Source organism: Bacillota bacterium (genome assembly GCA_024653485.1).
GTDB lineage: Bacteria > Bacillota > SHA-98 > UBA4971 > UBA4971 > UBA6256.
This window is the reverse complement of sequence record JANLFY010000005.1, coordinates 191,635-210,175: the sequence shown is the minus strand read 5'-3', so window position 1 is coordinate 210,175 and position 18,541 is coordinate 191,635. Positions and strand designations below refer to the sequence as shown.

14 protein-coding genes and 1 pseudogene are annotated in these 18,541 nt (G+C 61.9%); 11 read left to right on the top strand and 4 right to left on the bottom strand.

From position 1 onward, the window contains the following. Nucleotides 1-4: 4 nt before the first annotated feature. The 3 genes from NUW12_05865 to NUW12_05855 form a co-directional block, all read right to left on the bottom strand. On the bottom strand, nucleotides 5-1,216 hold the full coding sequence (locus NUW12_05865) for a cell wall-binding repeat-containing protein (GenBank protein ID MCR4402298.1): 1,212 nt from the start codon (nucleotides 1,214-1,216) through the stop codon (nucleotides 5-7). A 184-nt stretch (nucleotides 1,217-1,400) separates the two neighbouring features. Next, entirely contained in the window at nucleotides 1,401-3,491 is a 2,091-nt protein-coding gene (gene fusA / locus NUW12_05860) for an elongation factor G (protein ID MCR4402297.1), read from the bottom strand. Between the two features lie 117 nt (nucleotides 3,492-3,608). After that, the gene (locus NUW12_05855; protein ID MCR4402296.1) at nucleotides 3,609-3,875 is read right to left on the bottom strand and encodes a YqhV family protein; all 267 of its coding nucleotides are present in this window, start codon (nucleotides 3,873-3,875) and stop codon (nucleotides 3,609-3,611) included. Nucleotides 3,876-4,213: 338 nt separating this feature from the next. Here NUW12_05855 and NUW12_05850 point away from each other — a divergent pair, with 338 nt between their 5' ends. The 11 genes and pseudogenes from NUW12_05850 (at nucleotide 4,214) to pnp (ending at nucleotide 16,589) form a co-directional block, all read left to right on the top strand. Next, entirely contained in the window at nucleotides 4,214-4,672 is a 459-nt protein-coding gene (locus tag NUW12_05850; protein MCR4402295.1) for a ribosome maturation factor RimP, read from the top strand. A 109-nt stretch (nucleotides 4,673-4,781) separates the two neighbouring features. Next, nucleotides 4,782-5,807 (top strand): annotated as a pseudogene (gene nusA, locus NUW12_05845) (transcription termination factor NusA). A 588-nt stretch (nucleotides 5,808-6,395) separates the two neighbouring features. Then, nucleotides 6,396-6,704 (top strand): YlxR family protein, encoded by a 309-nt coding sequence (locus tag NUW12_05840; GenBank protein ID MCR4402294.1) that lies wholly within the window; start codon nucleotides 6,396-6,398, stop codon nucleotides 6,702-6,704. A gap of 1,079 nt (nucleotides 6,705-7,783) precedes the next feature. Further along, a complete protein-coding gene (infB, locus tag NUW12_05835) occupies nucleotides 7,784-10,075 on the top strand; it encodes a translation initiation factor IF-2 (protein ID MCR4402293.1) in 2,292 nt (763 codons plus the stop codon). Between the two features lie 90 nt (nucleotides 10,076-10,165). Further along, the gene (locus NUW12_05830) at nucleotides 10,166-10,447 is read left to right on the top strand and encodes a DUF503 domain-containing protein (protein ID MCR4402292.1); all 282 of its coding nucleotides are present in this window, start codon (nucleotides 10,166-10,168) and stop codon (nucleotides 10,445-10,447) included. A 33-nt stretch (nucleotides 10,448-10,480) separates the two neighbouring features. Then, entirely contained in the window at nucleotides 10,481-10,858 is a 378-nt protein-coding gene (rbfA, locus tag NUW12_05825; GenBank protein ID MCR4402291.1) for a 30S ribosome-binding factor RbfA, read from the top strand. After that, complete coding sequence (locus tag NUW12_05820; GenBank protein ID MCR4402290.1) at nucleotides 10,858-11,829, top strand: bifunctional oligoribonuclease/PAP phosphatase NrnA; 972 nt, start codon at nucleotides 10,858-10,860, stop codon at nucleotides 11,827-11,829. The genes rbfA and NUW12_05820 overlap by 1 nt, the downstream gene beginning before the upstream one ends. Nucleotides 11,830-11,840: 11 nt before the next feature. Then, on the top strand, nucleotides 11,841-12,836 hold the full coding sequence (truB, locus tag NUW12_05815) for a tRNA pseudouridine(55) synthase TruB (GenBank protein MCR4402289.1): 996 nt from the start codon (nucleotides 11,841-11,843) through the stop codon (nucleotides 12,834-12,836). A 37-nt stretch (nucleotides 12,837-12,873) separates the two neighbouring features. Continuing rightward, entirely contained in the window at nucleotides 12,874-13,887 is a 1,014-nt protein-coding gene (locus NUW12_05810) for a bifunctional riboflavin kinase/FAD synthetase (GenBank protein ID MCR4402288.1), read from the top strand. 215 nt (nucleotides 13,888-14,102) lie between these two features. After that, on the top strand, nucleotides 14,103-14,372 hold the full coding sequence (rpsO, locus tag NUW12_05805) for a 30S ribosomal protein S15 (protein ID MCR4402287.1): 270 nt from the start codon (nucleotides 14,103-14,105) through the stop codon (nucleotides 14,370-14,372). A gap of 30 nt (nucleotides 14,373-14,402) precedes the next feature. Next, nucleotides 14,403-16,589 (top strand): polyribonucleotide nucleotidyltransferase, encoded by a 2,187-nt coding sequence (gene pnp, locus NUW12_05800; protein MCR4402286.1) that lies wholly within the window; start codon nucleotides 14,403-14,405, stop codon nucleotides 16,587-16,589. Nucleotides 16,590-16,710: 121 nt separating this feature from the next. Here pnp and NUW12_05795 read toward each other — a convergent pair whose 3' ends face one another. Continuing rightward, on the bottom strand, nucleotides 16,711-18,477 hold the full coding sequence (locus NUW12_05795; GenBank protein MCR4402285.1) for a sigma-54-dependent Fis family transcriptional regulator: 1,767 nt from the start codon (nucleotides 18,475-18,477) through the stop codon (nucleotides 16,711-16,713). Nucleotides 18,478-18,541 lie beyond the last annotated feature (64 nt).

Sequence of the window (18,541 nt, the reverse complement as noted above, 5' to 3'; positions counted from 1 at the left end):
CAGATCAGTGAAGCTCCTGGGCGGGCGGCGCGGGGGGCGCTCCGGTGACGGAGTATGGGATGAGTAGCCTTGCCCCGGGCTCGAGGCAGGTCTGTGCCGAGAGCTGGTTCGCGTTGGCGATGTCTCGCATCGGCACGCCGTAGCGTCTAGCTATCTGAAGGAGGTTGTCTCCAGGAGCAACGGTGTGCACGATTTCGCGATCAGCCTTTCCATCTATCGACAGGGTGTCGTCTATTTCGAGCTGCACCGGGATGGACATGGCGTCGAGATCGCCGACTATGAAGCCATGCATGAACGGGGGCTCCGGACGTCCCCTTGCGGGGTTCACGCTGAGCAGGTACTCGCGGACGACCGCAGGAACGTCGTCCCTGCGGCAAAAGAGAATCGGTGGGTGTTTACCCATGCGAGCGAGGAGCGCGCCGGATATCGCGTCCTGCCACCTCCCGGGGTTGACGAAGGTGAATGCGTGGCCGTGTTTGTCCGTCTTGCCGAACCCGAACCTACCGTCTGCAGAGCGGTACTTCGCGAATCTCACCGAGAGCTCGAAGGGATCCTCGCCGGAGATCCTCCCCACCGTGCCAGAAGTGAGGTCCCGCACAGCCTCCTCCACCTGGTCCGAGATGAGGTTGCGGCTCCCAACCATGAACACGTTCACAGACTTCCCGCAAGCGCGTATCGCTCCCACAGTCTCCTGGGGTAGGGTGTCCCTGAGGGTAAAGAGCACGGGCACTCCAGCGTGCGCGGCCATGGCGCCTGCACATAGGCCGGACAGGGGATGCTCGCCCGAGAGCAGCATGATGTCTTCCGGATAACCCAGGAACCTCACGATCTCAGCCGCCGTGTGGTACGCGTTCATTCCGGTCAACCTCATGACTGAGAACCCCAGGGAGGCAACATGCTGCTCAACGTCGCTACCGACTGCTCCGATCATGATCACCTGCGCAAGACCTTCCACACCTAAGGGCGCCAGCCTGCGAATCTCGTCGACGGTGACAGAGTCGAGACCGTTCGGCGGGCAGAGCAGCACCGGCCCGTCAATCGGCTGGTGCACGAGGGAGAGGGCAGCGATGGCGTCCAGCGGCCGTTCGGAGCTTGCCAAGACCACCGCGTTGGACCTTCGCCCGAAGACGAGCTGTGTCACCGCGACGTTCGTCTGGTAAGGTCCTCTGCCGAAGACCCTCGTTGTGTTGGGCGAATCGTAGGTGAGCAGCGGCATGAGTGGTGACCTCCTGGGCGCGGAGACATGGCTGCGTTCGAGTCCGCGCTCAGAGTTCGTATTCCCAGCGCCGTTCGCGCTTATACAAGAAGGGAGCCTGCGGTGCGCAAGCTCCCTGGCACGTTTCGACCACGCGCTTCGACAATGCGGTTGCTCTCCGGGGAAGGCAGGGTCCGCGGTCCGACTAACCCTGCTGCTCCTTCTCCTTCCTCGTCTTCTCAATGATCTGCTGGCTGATCTGCGCGGGCACCTCCTCGTAGTGAGAGAACTCCATAGAGTATGACCCGCGCCCGCCCGTGATGGAGCGGAGATCTATGGCGTACTTGAACATCTCAGCCATGGGCACCTGCGCCTTGATAATCTGCTGCTTGCCGTGAGGTTCCATTCCCATGATCCGTCCGCGCCTCTTGTTGAGGTCGCCCATGACGTCCCCCATCTGGTTCTCAGGCACCACGACCTGGACGTTCATTATGGGCTCGAGCAGCACCGGGCGGGCGTCCATGACTCCCTTCTTGAACGCCATCGACGCTGCGATCTTGAACGCCATTTCCGACGAGTCCACCGGATGGTATGAGCCATCATACAGCGTCACCTTGACGTCAACGACGGGGTACCCAGCGAGCACGCCCTCCTGAAGGGACTCCCTCACGCCCTTTTCCACGGCGGGGATGTACTGCCTCGGCACGGCGCCGCCGAAGATCTTGTCTACGAACTCGAACTCTCCTCCCGGGGGCAGCGGCTCGAGTTCGAGGAAGACGTGGCCATACTGGCCTCGGCCGCCGGTCTGTTTCTTGTGTTTCCCTTCGACCTTCGCTGTCCCGCGAATCGTCTCACGGTACGGGACCTTCGGAGTCTCAAGAACCACGTCCGTTCCGAATTTCCTCTTGAGCTTCTCGGCAATGACTTCTATGTGGACTTCTCCCATTCCCTCGACTATGGTCTCGGAAGTCTCCACGTCCCGTCTGACCACGACCGTGGGGTCTTCCTCGGCGAGCCTCGCGAGGCCGCTGCTGATTTTCTCCTCGTCGCCCTTGCTCTTGGGCTTCATTGCCATCGCCAACGTGGGCTTCGGGAAGGCTATGCCTGGCAACACTATTGGATTGGCTTTGTCCGTGAACGTGTCCCCCGTCGCCGTCACTGAGAGTTTCGCGACAGCCGCGATGTCTCCAGCACCCACCTCACCCGCGGGCTCCTGCTGCTTTCCCCTCATGAAGAACACTTGCCCGATGCGTTCCTGCGAGTCGCGGGTTACGTTGTAAACCTGTGAATCCGACCTGACGAGACCGGAATACACCCGGAACATGCTGATCTTGCCGACGAACGGGTCCGCGGTTGTCTTGAAGACCAGCGCCGCCAGGGGCGCGCCGTCCTCTGGTGCCCTGACCGCCTTCTCGTCGGACCCGGGCGTCTTGCCTTCAACGACGCCCGCTTCCGCCGGTGAAGGGAGCAGCGACACGATGGCGTCGATGAGCGGTTGCACACCTATGTTCCGGAGCGCGGACGCGCACAGGATCGGATACACCTTGCCCTGGACGACCCCCGTCCGGAAACCCTTCAAGATCTCTTCCTGGGTGAGTTCACTGCCCTCAAGGTACTTCTCGATGAGCTCGTCGTCGCCCTCAGCGGCTATCTCCACGAGGGCGTCGCGCAGCTCACGCGCCCTTCCAGAAAGGTCAGCTGGAATGTCGGTCTCCTCGTACTTAGTCCCGGCCCCATCCTTGTATACGATCGCCCTCATCGTGATGAGGTCCACTATTCCACGGAAACTGTCCTGCGAGCCTATGGGGATCTGCACCGGGACGCATCGGTTTCCGAAAGCGCCTCTCACGGCGTCGACCGTCTTGAAGAAGTCGGCGTTCTCGCGATCCAGCTTCGTTACTACGATAGCCCTGGCAAGCCCGCGCTCGTCAGCGAATCTCCACACGTTCTCCGTTCCGACCTCCACTCCAGAGACCGCGCACACCGCGACGAGAGCCGAGTCCGCCACCCGCAGACCGCTCTTCACCTCGCCGACGAAGTCCGCATAGCCAGGCGTGTCGATGAGATTGATCTTCACGCCCTTCCACTCGAGCGGGGCGACCGAGGTGGAGATGGATATCTTGCGCCTGATCTCATCGGGATCGTAGTCCATGGTGCTCGTTCCATCATCGACCCTACCAAGCCTGTCGATCGCGCCGGCATCATACAAAATCGCCTCGGCAAGGCTCGTCTTGCCTGCCCCGCCATGGGCGATGAGGGCAACGTTCCGGAGGTCCTCCGTCCGGTATCTCTTCAAAAACATCTCCTCCCTATTGTCAAAGGCTCGTCCAGTCCTATGTCGCCTTCCTTATTCTACACTTGCACCTCCCTGATTTCAAGAGAATGACTCGGCGCCGGGCCTCACCGCCCTCGCCTACCTCGCGCCCACCAAGACAAGCATTGCGCCACACAGGATGATGAGTAGTTTCACCCAGGATACTCTGCCCACGATGCTCGACAGCCCGAGTCCGCACACGAGGGTGAGGACCACCGGACCTAGGGCACCCAGGACCGCGTTGATCCTGAGCCCGGTCGTGACCCGACCGCACTTGAGCATCAACAGCGCGCCAAGGATCTCGACCACGGCGCCCGCCGCCCTGAGGCATGCCATGGACGCGACCACCTTCTCTTCCCCCGTCATGCGAAAAAGCCTCCCATCGTTTGTCAAGACGATCGTATGCCCTTGCGGAGCGCTTCTTTCCATCGCGACCGCACTTCACGACGCGGAACGACGTCTGGCGCTTCTATGCCCCTGCGCCCGACGTTGTTGCACACCGGCGACCGGTGTGCTATACTCTAACTGTGCAGCCTTCGAGCCGTCGGCGCTTCGGCGATTGTGGAGAGTGGGGAAACCCACTCTCTCATGTTGTAAGGCGAGTCGGCCCGTTCACCGCCGGGCCGAGGGAATCGGGAGGGGGCGTCCGACGCCGGCCTGCCTCAGAGGCTTGCACCGTGCGCTCGATCAGAGGAGGAGATAGAGTGAAACCCCAGGACATCGAGAACCTAGTCACGGACATCCTAAGGCCGATGGTGGATGGAAGAGGGATAGAGCTCGTGGACGTTGAATACGTCCGAGAAGGTGGCCAGTGGTATCTAAGGGTGTACATCGATCGCCCTGAAGGAGTCTCCATGGACGACTGCGAGTGGGTCAACAACGAGCTAGGTGGCAAACTGGACGAGCTCGATCCGATTCCTCAGAGCTACGTCCTCGAGGTCTCGTCCTCGGGAGAGAAGCCGCTCAGGCGCGAAAGCGATTACGAGCGGTTCCGCGGGCGCATGGTGCTCGTTAGTACGTACGCTCCCGTAGAAGGTAGGAAGTCGTTTGAGGGCAGGCTGCTCGGTTTGGTCGACGGGAAGGTGAGGCTCGACGTGGAGGGGCGCACATTCGAGGTGCCCCGCGATAAGATAAGCCACGCGAGGCTCGTCGTTGAGATCTAGATTCGGAGGCGGCTGCCGGAGGTCTCCCGGTTCGTGACAGGCGGGCGCAATGCCCGCATTTTGCAGGCCGCGAACCGGGATAATCCGCCGGGTGGCGAGGAGGGTTACGATGAATTCCGAGGTCATTGAGGCTCTTGCGCAACTTGAGAAGGAACGGGGGATTCCGAAGGCTGCGCTGCTAGAGGCCATAGAAACGGCGCTCGTTTCCGCATTCAAGAGGAACTACGGATCCTCCCAAAACGTCAGGGTCACCATAGACCCTGAAACAGGCGATATCAGCGTATATGCCCACAAGAACGTCGTGGACGTGCCGCGCGACCCCAGACACGAGATCTCTCTGGATGAGGCCCGGGCGGTGGATCCCACGCATCAGGTGGGTGATGTCTTCGAAGTCGAGGTGACGCCCCGTGAGTTCGGGCGGATCGCTGCGCAGACCGCCAAGCAAGTGGTGGTTCAGAAAATCCGCGAGGCGGAGCGGGGAGTGATCTTCGAAGAATACAGCAACAGGGAAGGAGACGTGGTGACGGGCATCGTCCAACGGCGCGAGATGCGCAACGTAATAGTCGACCTCGGCCGCGTGGAGGCGGTCATGCCCGTGTCCGAGCAAGTGCAGCGAGAGACCTATTCGTTCGGAGACAGGATTAAGGTCTACATCGTGGAGGCGCGCAAGACACCGAAGGGTCCGCAGGTGGTGGTGTCCCGGAGCCATCCAGGCCTTCTCAAGAGGCTTCTAGAGCTCGAGGTGCCGGAGATATACGATGGGACCGTGGAGATCAAGGGCATAGCCAGGGAGGCCGGAAGCAGGTCCAAGGTGGCCGTGCTTTCGTATGACCCAAACGTGGATGCCGTGGGTGCTTGCGTTGGCCCTCGGGGGATGAGAGTACAAAAGATCGTCGCCGAGCTGCGAGGCGAGAAGATAGACATCATTCAGTGGCATGACGATCCAGGCATATACGTGTCCAACGCCCTCAGTCCAGCGAGAGTCATATTGACGCGTGTGGATGAGGCGAGCCATGCGGCGAGGGCCATAGTGCCGGACAACCAGCTGTCGCTGGCTATCGGAAAGGAGGGCCAGAACGTGCGGCTTGCGGCCAAGCTCACAGGCTGGAAGATCGACATCAAGAGCGACTCGCAAGCGCGCGTGCTGGAGGAAGAGGAGGAGCGCCTGGCTGCTGAGAGAGCCTTGCGAGAGACGGAAGCCTCCGATCTCGAGGCTACAGAGGAGAGTGTTGACGAACTCGTCCAGGTGAAGACGGTGCAGCCTGAGGCCATCGAACGCGGATTGACAGAGGCCGAGGAAGGCGGGACTTCCGCAGAGGGCTCCGGAGAGGCACGAACTTGTCGTGAGGCGATCCCACCGACACATGTCGACGTGACACCGACTGATGGATTGGAGACGGAGTTGGCTATGCCTGCTGAGGAGGTTGAGGAGAGCCTCCCAGGCGAGGCTGTCCCGTCGCGACATGAGGACCTTGTCGTCAGGGCGGGCGGACGGGATCGTGAGACGCCCACCGAGTCGGCCGAGTCGAAAGAGGAAAGGGCGGTTTCAGGCGAGGCTCCGGGCAGGCGCAAGAAGAAGGACAAGGCCAAGAAGGGAGAAACCCTTGAGGAGGAGGCACCGAGGAAGGGACGCCTCCCCAAGAAGTCCAAACGGGAGCTGGACCTAGACGACGACCTCGACCTGGACGTCGACATATAGGGTGAAAGCGGGTGGCTTTCGAGGATGGCGAGGGGGAAGACTCGTCAACGGGTGAAGAAGGTTCCACAGCGCACGTGCGTGGGATGCAGGCAGGTCCGTCCGAAGAAGGAGCTCGTCAGGATAGTGCGCACACCGGAAGGGCTCGTCGAGATGGATCCAACCGGAAAGCGGTCCGGGAGGGGAGCGTACGTCTGCCCGGATCCTGGATGTCTTGACTTGGCGTTGAGAGGAAAGAGGCTGGACGCGGCCCTCGAGGTGCATGTGCCTGCGGAAGTGGTGGATGACCTAATGCGTCAGATCTCGTTGTACGCGAGCGGAAAGCCTCCAGCCTGAGACCGTGAAGATTTGAAGGTGGTGGGTGTATGGGGAAGAAGACCAGGGTATACGAGCTCGCACGCGAGCTCGGTAGGAATAGCAAGGAGATCCTTGACCTCCTCGCCGAGTCCGGCGTGCGCGACAAGAATCACATGAGCGCCCTGGAGGATAACGTAGTCAGGTTCATCAAGAACAGATTTGCCGAGAAAGAGGGGCGTAAGGACGCTGAGAGTCCTACTGCCACGGGGCGTGCCCAAGCCGCTTCGGAAGAGGAGAGACCGGCGGCAAGAGAGCCACAACAACCTCGCGAGAAGCCGAAACCGAAGCCGAAGCCTCTTCCATTGCCCAGACCGGTCGTTCCGCGAGGGTCGGCGCCCGGGCACGGCGTGGCGAACCCCCGGCCCGCTTCCGACTACAGGAGGTCCCACCATGGCACTGGAGGTTCTGCTGCTCAAAAGGCGATGCGGTCGCCGAAGCCGGCCTCCGCTGGCAGGGAGGGGCTCGACCATCCCCCTGCCCGCGAGCGTCAGGAGCGCCGGTGGACACCGGCGAGCGCTTCCCAAGTAGGTCCGCGTCCCACTGTGCCTGGGGCGCAACGCCACGGGGGTATGAGACATTGGCCGGCGCAGATAGCTCCTACGGTACCTCCTGCGCTGGCTAAGGCTCAGACTCGTCCGTCCCGACCGAGCCCCGGGGGGACGGGAGTCGCTATGCCGAGGGTTCCCGGAGCGGCGGGACCGTCAGAGTCAAGGTCCGAAGGAAGGCCGGAAGCAAGGCCTGAGATCTGGGGGAGGCCGAAGCAGATCCGGCCGGCTGTGCCGCCGGCGCCTGCGGGCAGGGTGCGTCCGGCCGCCGGTCCCGCTCCTTCTCCTACTCGCGCGCCTTCGGCGGCTCCTGCGGCCACGCCTGTTACACGTCATCTGGAAAAGCCGGCCGCGCAGCCTCCTGCCCCAGCGCCAGAAGCTCCTGAGAAACCAGGGGCAGTCGAGAAGATCGCCGCTCCAGCTGAAGCCCCTGTGGCAGCAAGCGTGCCGTCGGAGAAGGCTCCCACAGGTGAGGCCACGTTTCAGCCGGATGAAGCTGCCGCTAAGGGAGGAATGCCTGCGCCGCTCCCGTCCAGAGCTGCGGCTCTTGACGAGACGGGCAGCGGCGAGGCACGAGCTGTCTCGCGGGGGAACGAAACGGAACGGGACACGGTCGCTCCGGCTGAAACCCGGAGACAACCTGCGGCAATGCAGCCTCCTGCTCAGCAGCTCCCCGCGAAGCAACCGCCCGCAAAGCGCGCAGGTCCGGGCCGTCCCGCGACGGGTGCCGCGACGACGGGGGCAGCGGCCACAGGCGTGGCGTCAAGCCCTCGACCACGCCCGGTTCAGCCTCCCGCTGCGGACTCGAGGAAGCCCTCCGCCGAGCGTCTTCAGAGGCCCGATGCCAGGAGGGAGCGCAGGGAGGACCGCAGGGAGCAGCAGGAACGTCACCCGGAACGCAGGTTGGAACTCATAAAGAGCGGCAAAGGCGCGGAGAAGCTGCGAGAGGCGCGTGCGGAAGCCATCATCAGAGCGAGAATGCCCAGACGCCCGAGTGCGGCCCAGCCAGCCGCTGCACCGGCCTCCCGGAAGAGGGAGCATCCGAAGAGGCAGACGCGGATCGCCTTGCCGCCAAGCATCACCGTGGGAGAGCTGGCAGAGAAGCTCGGCGTCGGCTCGGCGGAGGTCATCAAGTCCTTGATGACCATGGGTATCCTCGCCACCATCAACCAAGAGATAGACTTCGACGCCGCAAGCCTGGTTGCGGACGAGCACGGTTTCGACGTGGAGCCGCTCGAGCAGCAGGAGGCGAGGGAGTTCGGAATCGAGGACGTACAGGACGCGCCGGAGGCTCTAAAGCCCAGGCCGCCCGTGGTGACCGTGCTGGGACACGTAGATCACGGCAAGACGTCGCTGCTCGACGCCATTCGCCAGACCAATGTGACGGCTCAAGAAGCAGGAGGCATCACGCAACACATCGGAGCTTACCAGGTGGAGCTCGGCGGCAGGAAGATAACATTCATCGACACGCCCGGTCACGAGGCGTTCACCGCCATGAGGGCCCGCGGTGCCCAAGTGACCGACATAGCGGTGCTCGTGGTTGCGGCGGACGACGGCGTCATGCCGCAGACCGTGGAGGCCATCAACCACGCTCGGGCAGCAAAGGTGCCGATCGTGGTCGCGATAAACAAGATAGACAAGGCCAACGCCCAGCCTGACAGGGTTAAGCAGGAGCTCGCCCAGCAAGGCCTGGTTCCTGAGGAGTGGGGCGGAGACACCGTGACGGTCGAGATATCCGCCCTCCGCAAGCAAGGCATTCAGGAACTCTTGGAGATGATCTTGCTTGTCGCAGACATGAGGGAGCTCAAGGCGAACCCTGACAGAGCGGCCAAGGGAACCGTGATCGAGGCGAGGCTTGACAAGGGCAGAGGGCCTGTTGCCACAGTCCTGGTTGAGAAGGGAACGCTTCGAGTGGGCGATGCGATCGTCGCCGGCGAGGTCTCCGGCAAAGTGCGCGCAATGGTCGACGACCAGGGCAAGTCGGTCGATGTCGCAGGGCCGTCCATGCCCGTGGAAGTTCTCGGGTTCTCGGAGGTGCCGCAAGCGGGAGACGTGCTTCATGTGGTTCCTGAAGACAAGCTGGCGAAGCAACTTGCGGCAAGGCGGTCTGAGAGGAAACGCGCGGAGGAGGCCCAGGGGGCGCGCTCTGTCAGTCTGGAGGCCCTCTTTGGTAAGATAAGAGAGGGTGAGGTCAAGGAGCTCAATTTGATCATCAAGGCTGACGTCCAAGGATCCGTGGAGGCGCTCAGACGGTCGCTGGAGAACCTGTCCACCGATGAGGTCAAGGTGAACGTCATCCACTCCGGAGTCGGTGCGATCACCGAGAGCGATGTCATGCTGGCCTCCACTTCGGGCGCCATCATCATTGGATTCCAGGTGCGGCCGGATGTAAACGCGAGGAAGATGGCGGAGAGGGACGGCGTTGACATACGTCTCTACAGGATCATTTACGATGCTACGTCCGACGTGAAGTCGGCCATGGAAGGACTGCTCGAACCCGAGAAGCGTGAGGTGACAGTTGGGAAGGCAGACGTGATGGCTACCTTCCGCGTTCCGAAGATCGGAGTCGTGGCAGGGTGCAAGGTGAGCGAGGGCAAGATCAGTCGAGACTCGCTTGTCCGGGTCATCCGCGATAACGTTGTCGTCCATGAAGGAAGGATCGAGTCGCTGAAGAGGTTTAAGGATGACGTCTCCGAGGTCGCGGCCGGCTACGAATGCGGGATCGGGATAGCCGGTTTCCAGGACATCAGAGAGGGTGACTTGATCGAGGCCTTCAAGGTGGAGGAGACCCGTCGCGAGCTGTAGAGGCGCGCATAAACCGTCTGAGCGTGCGGGTGAGAGTCCTGGCAGACCTCCGGCTATCTCAAGGGGTTGCCGGCGACCGCGGGAGGGGCCATGATAGTCGGCGTTCTAAAGCTCGAAGTCTTCATAGGCGGAGCTTCGTCTCTCAAAGACAAACGGAGAGTCGTCCGGAGGGTATGCGACAGGGTGAGGGCGAGGCACAACGTGGCCATCGCCGAGGTCGGCGAGTGCGACCTGTGGCAGCGTTCCACGCTCGGGGTCGCGTGTGTGTCCAACGAGATGAAGCTCGTTGAGTCTGTTCTCTCGAGCGTGCTGCGCGATGTGGAGATGGAGACCGACCTCGAGGTGACCAGGTGTGAAAGAACCATCGTTTGAAGGCGATGCTTTGGCGTCGGAAGGTGATGGGACATGGCTCGGCTGAGGGTTGAGAGGGTCGCGGAAGCAATCCGGTCCGAGGTGGCGGACATTCTGGCGCGTGAGATCAAGGATCCACGGCTGGGGTTCGCCACCGTGACCGACGTGGAAGTGTCGGACGACTTGCGTCACGTGAAGGTATTCGTGAGCGTGATGGGCGACAGGGCACAGGTAGACGAGACCATGGCCGCCCTCGAGAGCGCGACCGGGTTCGTCCGCAGCGAGATCGGCCGGCGAGTCAGGCTTCGTCATACGCCGGAAATAACCTTCCGGTACGATACGTCGATAAAGCGAGGGGCTCGGGTTTTCGAGCTCCTCAAGGAGATCCAGAGCGCGAAGGAGACCAAGGACGGAAAGGGAGGCCGGGAGTAGTGGAGAGCCATGAAGACATCGCGCGCATCCTCATGCGGTACCGGTCGTTCCTCATAGCGACCCACGTGTTCCCAGACGGGGATGCCATCGGCTCCGCTCTCGGGCTTGGTTTCGGGCTCCAGAAGACCGGAAGGAAGGCGGTAATCTCCTGCCCTGGTGGCGTTCCTGAGACCTTGAGCTTTTTGCCCGGTTCGAACAGAGTGGTGGCACCGGATCGCGTCTTCGGGGAGTTCGAGGCGGCCGTGGTTCTCGATTCGAGCGACCTCGACCGCATCGAAGGGATATCTGACAAGATCAGCTCGGGAGTGCCCGTGATCAATATCGACCATCACGTGACCAACAAGGTGTTCGGAACATACAACTACGTGGACCCGGGGGCGGCCGCCGTGGGTGAGCAGATTTACAGGATTCTGACAGCCATGCGGGTGCCCGTGGACAGGGACATGGCGACCTGCCTTTTCACGGCCGTGAGCACCGACTCGGGGTTCTTCCGGTTCTCAAACACGAGCCCGACCACTCTCCGTATCGCTGCCCGGCTTGTAGAGAAGGGTGCCGAGCCGTTCAAGATCTCCGAGCAAGTGTACGAGACCAAGACGCTGGGCAGTTTGAGGCTGCTTGGCCGCGTCCTCGATACCTTAAGGGTCGACGAGGCCGGGAAAGTCGCGTGGGTGGAGATCAAGCGTGAGTGGCTGTCCGAATTCGGAGTCGATGAGGGCCAAACGGAGGGTTTCGTGAACTATCCTCGCATGGTCAGAGGCGTTGAGGTGGCGCTCCTCTTCCGAGAGAGCACCGAAGGCAAGATCCGCGTCGGCATGAGGTCCAGGGGGGACTTCGATGTGAGCGTGCTTGCCGAGGTCTTCAACGGCGGAGGCCACTCCAGGGCCGCGGGCTGCAGCATCGAAGCGGTTTCGCTCGAGGACGCGAGGCTGGCCGTGCTCGGCAAGGTATACGAGTTGATGGCGGCGAGGTAGGTTCTTGGACCATGGCGTGCGGGGAGAGGATAGACGGAATCCTCGTGGTGGCAAAGCCGAGTGGCATGACGTCCCACGACGTGGTCGCCAGGGTCAGGCGGATGACGGGGGAGAAGAGGGTAGGCCACGCGGGAACCCTCGACCCGGACGCCTCAGGCGTTCTCGTGGTGCTCATGGGCAGGGCGACCTCCGCGATGCGCTTCATGCTGGAGTTGTCGAAGGCCTACAGAGCTGAGATCGTGCTGGGCGTGGTGACCGATACTCACGACGCTTCGGGGCGAGTGGTCCGCGTGGCGGAAGAGGTGAAAGTCTCGGAGCAGCTCTTTCGTGAGGTGCTCAAGGGGTACGAGGGGGAGATCCTTCAAGTGCCCCCGATGGTTTCCGCGGTCCATCACGAAGGACGTCGCCTGTACGAGCTCGCACGAGAGGGTATCGAGGTTGAGCGCGAACCGAGGCGCGTCACGATATACCGCGCCGATGTGGAATCGTGGCCCGACGGACCGATCGTCCCCGGGAGCAGAATATCGGTGGACGTGGTCTGTTCATCGGGGACATACATCCGCCAGCTCGCGGCGGACGTGGGTGAGTCGCTGGGGTGCGGCGCGCACCTGGGTTCTCTCGTCAGGACGCGCGCGGGGCCGTTTCTCCTGTCAAGCGCGCACGATCTGGATGAGATAGCAGCTGCTGCGAAGGACGGACGTATTCGAGATCTGGTGCTGCCCATCTCAGCGGGGTTGTCCCATCTGCCGGCTGTGGTCGTGACCGGCGAGGACGCCAGGAGGATAGCCTGCGGCGCGCCGGTCGAGGTTCCCGCAGGCACGTGCGTTCGGGGCACCCTGCCGGCAGACGATGATCCGACTTTCGCGGGCGGCGGGCCCTTTTCGGAGCGCCTGGAGGACCTCGTGAGGGTTCACAGTGACACCGGAGAGCTTCTCGGCGTGGCACGAGCCGAGGGAGCCGCCGAAGGGCGGATGCGTCTTCGCCCTCTCAGGATGTTCGTCGGATAACGCTTGGTCATGCGATGCTGGGGATGGGAGGTTCCGCGTGAAAGTCATAAGTGATGTGGCACGGATCGACATCGCAGACGTGGCAAGGTCAGTGATCTGTCTGGGGACGTTTGATGGCGTGCACCTGGGGCACCAGGAGATACTCAGAAGATGCGTCGCTTGCGCGAAGCGTTACGAGGCACGTGCCGTGGCTTTCACCTTCGACAGGCACCCTCTCCGGGTCATCCGGCCGCAGGCAGCCCCCGCGCAGCTCACAGACATCGAGGACAAACTCGCGCTCATAGAGGCGATGGGGATCGAAGTTGCAGTGGTAGCACGCTTCGACGAGGCCTTCGCCAGTGCGACACCGGAGCAATTCGCGCGCGAGGTGCTGGTAGACGGCCTGCGGGCTGCCAAAGCGGTGGTTGGCTTCAACTACACTTTCGGACGGAGCGCGAGCGGTACCGCCCCGGTCCTGGCGGAACTGGGCAGGAAGCACGGCTTCGAGGTGGAGATCGCGGAGCCCGTCACGGTCGGTGGGGTTCCCGTGGGAAGCACGGAGATCCGGGCGCGTCTTTCGCGTGGGGACGTGGTCGGAGCGTGGGCGATGCTCGGCAGGCCATTCTCTCTGAAGGGAACGGTGGTCCCGGGCGAGGGGCGCGGGCGAACGCTCGGGTATCCCACGGCAAACGTGCAGGTAAGCTCGGAATTGGCTGTGCCGGCAAGCGGCGTCTATGCGGTGATCGCGGGCGTTTGCGGGAAGGAACTCCGCGCAGTGGCTAACGTGGGCGTTAGGCCGACGTTTGATGGCAAGGTTCCCCGCCTAGAGGTGTTCGCCATCGACTTCGCAGGCGACATATACGGTGAGACCATGAGAGTGTCGTTCGTGAAGAGGCTTCGCGATGAGTTGAGGTTCAGTTCCGCTTCGGCACTCGCGTCCCAGATAGCGGACGACGTCAAGAACGCTGAAATGGTGTTCGCCACTCGCCTCGCGGGGCATACTGAATGTGGGATGGGAGCGGCCGCCGGAGAGTCGGGCACGGCTCAGCCCGAGCGAACGACGGAATCGTGAGGGCGACTGTGGGCGGCCCGCCGGAACGGCGGAGCGCGGAGCGTCGGAGCGCTGAGGGCGGCGTCGTTTACAACGGATAGGTTGTATGATAGAATTGGTGCGTGGCGGAAGTCCCGATTCCGCCGCAGCGACAGATGAACCCAGCGCTAGGATGCCTCGCACCTCCGGCGGGTTTCTTGGCGATGGGGGGATAGGGTTCAAGGAGGTGGAACGGCGTGGCTCTACCCGCCGGCGAAAAGCAAGCGATCATTGAGAAGTACAGACTTCACGAGAATGACACTGGTTCACCAGAGGTGCAGATAGCGATCCTCACTGAGAGGATCAACAGTCTCACCGAGCACCTAAAGGAACATCGGAAGGACCATCACTCGCGACGCGGGCTGCTCAAGATGGTCGGTCAGAGGCGCAATCTCCTCAACTACCTCAAGGAGAAGGATATCGAAAGGTATCGCGCCATCATCGATCGACTCGGCCTCAGAAAGTAACAGCGCTAGCTCGAGGAGGCAGGATTTGTAATGGAACACCACTGCCTGGACATGATTCTGGGCGGGAGGAGACTTTCGCTTGAGGTCGGGAAGGTCGCGAAACAGGCCAACGGGTCGGTACTGGTCAGGTACGGCGACACTGTGGTGTTGGTCACGGCGTGCATGTCGAAGGAGCCGCGAGAAGGCATCGATTTCTTCCCGCTTCTGGTAGATTACGAGGAAAGGCTCTACGCTGTGGGCAAGATCCCTGGTGGGTGGATAAAGAGGGAAGGGAGACCTTCTGAAGTCGCCACCCTGTCGGCCCGCATGATAGATAGGCCGATAAGGCCGCTCTTTCCCGAGGGGTTCAGGCACGACGTGCAAGTGGTGTGTACTGTGCTGTCGGTTGAGCAGGATTGTGAACCGGACGTCACAGCGATGATTGGCGCGTCCGCCGCCCTCAGCATATCCGACATTCCGTTTCGTGGACCCGTCGGTGGAGTAAGGGTCGGAAGAATCGATGGCCAGCTAGTCATCAACCCGAGCCTCGAACAGTCCCTCAAGAGCGATCTCTCCCTTGTGGTCGCGGGAACGAAAGACGCCATCCTCATGGTAGAGGCTGGCGCGAGCGAAGTCCCTGAAGAGGTGATCCTCGAGGCCATATCCTTCGGCCACGAGGCGATCCGTGGGATCGTCGAGTTCATTGAGGGGCTCACCGCCATGTGCGGCAAGCCCAAGCGCGAAGTGACTCTGTATAGGCCGGATCCCACTATCGAAGCGAAGGTGAGGGAACGGGCCACATCAGATCTCCGCGACGCTCTGAAAAGCGAGGACAAGCTTGCCCGCGAAGAACGCACCGACGCTGCCAAGATGACGGTAGTCGAGGAGATGCGGGAGACCCTCGGCGACGAGTTCTCTTTGTATGAGAAAGACATCACCATGGTCCTTGACAAGATAGTCAAGGAAGAGGTCAGGAAGATGATCCTCGAAGAGGGCTATCGACCTGACGGGAGAAGGGTTGATGAGATCCGGCCAATCTCCTGTGAGGTGGGAGTCCTTCCGAGGGTACACGGTTCCGGCCTTTTCACCCGTGGTCAGACGCAGGTGCTTACAAGCGTAACGTTGGGAGCCATCGGGGAAGAGCAACTCCTCGACGGTCTGGGTGAGGAAGAGTCCAAGCGGTACATGCATCATTACAACTTCCCGCCTTACAGCGTGGGCGAGGTGCGGCCGATGAGGGGCCCTGGTCGGCGCGAGATAGGTCATGGGGCGCTCGCAGAACGCGCGCTTGCGGCGATGATTCCTGACGAGGAGGCTTTCCCATACACGATCCGGCTCGTGTCCGAGGTGCTCGAGTCGAATGGCTCCACGTCCCAGGCGAGCGTGTGCGGGTCCACCCTTGCGCTCATGGACGCCGGCGTCCCCATCAAGAGGCCGGTCGCGGGGATAGCCATGGGTCTTGTCAAGGAGGCCGACAGGGTCGTCGTGCTCTCTGACATCCAGGGGATCGAGGATGCCCTCGGCGATATGGATTTCAAGGTCGCGGGAACGGACCGCGGCGTCACGGCCATTCAGATGGACATCAAGATCCCGGGGATAACCAGAGACATCCTCGAGAAGGCCCTCGCTCAAGCCAGGGAGGGAAGACTGTTCATCCTCGGGAAGATGCTCGAGGTCATCCCCGAGCCGCGCAAGGAGCTCTCGCCATACGCTCCGAGGATAATCCGGATGACCATCGATCCAGAGAAGATCCGCGACGTCATCGGCCCCGGCGGCAAGATAATAAGGCACATCATCGACGAGACCGGAGCGAAGATCGATATAGAGGATGACGGCAGGGTCTTCATCGCGGCCGTCGACGAAAGCGCTGGCGCGAAGGCCAGGAAGATGATAGAGGATCTCACCGCTGAGGTCGAGGTCGGCAAGGTTTATACGGGCACAGTCACTCGGATAATGAACTTCGGCGCGTTCGTGGAGATCCTGCCCGGCAAGGAGGGCCTTGTGCACATCTCCGAACTGGCTCACACACGGGTGCCCAGGGTGGAGGATGTCGTCAAGGTGGGTGACACGGTCGAGGTCAAAGTCACCGAGATAGATAGGCAGGGCAGGATAAACCTATCCCGCAAGGAGGTGCTCCCGAGGGATAGTGCTCTGGAGGCTGGGCGCCGCCAGGGCGCACATCGCCAAGGCGTGCCGGGCCGACACGATCAGCATGGAGACTATAGGCGCCGAAGATAGGTCGGAAGATAGGTCGAAGATAGGTGGCGGGCGTCGGAGCCGCGACCCACACGTGTCTCGGGCGCCCCGCCCGCAGGGCTGCTCATGGGGCGACGCACCCGTTGTGCCCCAAGTCTGACGGTCATGAGATCCCATATCGCCTGATCTTGTAGTAGAGGCTTCTCAAACCTATTCCGAGGAGTTTCGCAGCGGCGGTCTTATTGCCGCCTGCCGCCTCGAGCGCGCGGAGGATGGCGCGTCTTTCGGCGCGCTCGACGGTCTCTCGCAGCCTGGGAACGCCTTGGACGGGTCGCTTCTCTCCTCTCCCCGCCTCGTTGGACGCGTCCCCTTGTACGATCTGAGGCCACTGTTGGGACTTGCCCAGGGCAGGCAGATGGCCTGGCAGGATCTCGATCTCGCTGTAGTGCATGCTGATGATGGCTCGGCTGAGAACGTTCTCCAATTCCCTGACGTTGCCGGGCCAGTCATACTCTATGAGAATGTCGAGCGCCTCATCGGAAACGCGGGTCACGTTGCGCCCGTACGCTTGGTTGAACCGGCGTATCAGACTATGGCACAGGACGGGTATGTCCTCTATGCGTTCCCTCAGCGGTGGGATGAAGATCGGGACCACGTTCAGTCGGTAGTACAAGTCCTCCCTCATCCGCCCCTCTCTGACCGCTCTCTCAAGATCGGTATTGGTGGCAGCTATGACCCTTACGTCCACCGGTATGGGCCTCGTGTCCCCAACCCTCACGATCTCCTTTTCCTGAAGGACTCGGAGCAGCTTCGCTTGAAGAGCGAGGTTGGTCGCCCCAACCTCATCCAAGAAGATCGTCCCGCCGTTCGCTTCCTCGAAGAGCCCGCGCTTGCCGCCCCTTCTCGCTCCGGTGAAAGCGCCCTCTTCGTAGCCGAACAGCTCGGACTCGAGGAGCGTATCCACTATGGCCGTGCAGTTTACCCTGATGAACTGACCGTGCGACCGATCGCTCGCGTTGTGGATGGCGTGCGCGAACAGCTCCTTTCCGGTCCCGCTCTCTCCCCTGAGGAGGACGGTCACGGGCGTCGCCGCGACACGCCTAGCCTGTTCTATGGCTCGTGCCATCTTGGGGCTCACCCCAACTATGTCGTCAAACGTGTACTTGGCCTCAAGCCGCCTGATCAACGTCTTGGCCCTGTCGAGTTCCTCGGTGAGCCGCCTGATCTCCGATGTGTCGTGGATCACGGCGACGCTGCCCCGTAGCTCGTCACCAACGATCAGCGGCGCCGCGTGGACTATGACTTCCTTCCTCCTTGGACCCACCTTCATGCGGGCTCCCCGCACGGGGAGCCGAGTGCGAAGCACCTTCATGTGCATGCTCTCGCCCTCGGCGATGTCGGTGGTGGCCGGCTTGCCGATGACGTCCTCTTCGGTGAGGCCGGTGAGTCTCGTGTACGCCGGGTTGATGAGGAGCCCGTTCCCGTTTTCGTCCACCACGGATATGGCGTCCTGAGTGGAGTTGATGATGGCTTCGAGAAGGCCTTGGATCTGGCGGAGGTTGGTGATCTCCTCCGCGAGGGCGATCACCTCACTGATGTCTCTGAAAACCGCGACCGCTCCTATGACGTGACCTTCCGAGTTGCGCACCGGCACTCGGTTGGTGATGATCTTCACCCCGCCCAACACCTGCTGTTGGTTGAGTTCTGCCTGACCGCTCTCGAGCACGATGTGGAGCCGGGTGTTGGGGATCACATTTTGAGCTCGCTTGCCTATCATGTCGGCTGGATCGAGCCCGGTGATACGCGCGGCAGCGGCATTGAATATGGTAATGAGCCCCCGGCGGTCAACGGCGATCATGCCGTCGTGCGTGGAGTTCAGGATGACTTCGAGTTCTCTGTTGGACAGACGGAACCGTTCAGGTCGCCCCATGTAATCCCTTCCTCAGCTGGTGATATGAGAGGTCGGCGTCGCTTCCCGTGGCTGTCCGTTGATC

Bases quoted from the DNA above. Each gene is read 5' to 3' on its own strand.
- NUW12_05865 (MCR4402298.1), bottom strand. From the start codon at position 1,216: ATGCCGCTGCTCACCTACGATTCGCCCAACACAACGAGGGTCTTCGGC.
- NUW12_05855 (MCR4402296.1), bottom strand. From the start codon at position 3,875: ATGACGGGGGAAGAGAAGGTGGTCGCGTCCATGGCATGCCTCAGGGCG.
- NUW12_05840 (MCR4402294.1), top strand. From the start codon at position 6,396: ATGGCGAGGGGGAAGACTCGTCAACGGGTGAAGAAGGTTCCACAGCGC.
- infB (MCR4402293.1), top strand. From the start codon at position 7,784: ATGCCTGCGCCGCTCCCGTCCAGAGCTGCGGCTCTTGACGAGACGGGC.
- NUW12_05830 (MCR4402292.1), top strand. From the start codon at position 10,166: ATGATAGTCGGCGTTCTAAAGCTCGAAGTCTTCATAGGCGGAGCTTCG.
- rbfA (MCR4402291.1), top strand. From the start codon at position 10,481: ATGGCTCGGCTGAGGGTTGAGAGGGTCGCGGAAGCAATCCGGTCCGAG.
- truB (MCR4402289.1), top strand. From the start codon at position 11,841: ATGGCGTGCGGGGAGAGGATAGACGGAATCCTCGTGGTGGCAAAGCCG.
- pnp (MCR4402286.1), top strand. From the start codon at position 14,403: ATGGAACACCACTGCCTGGACATGATTCTGGGCGGGAGGAGACTTTCG.
- NUW12_05795 (MCR4402285.1), bottom strand. From the start codon at position 18,477: ATGGGGCGACCTGAACGGTTCCGTCTGTCCAACAGAGAACTCGAAGTC.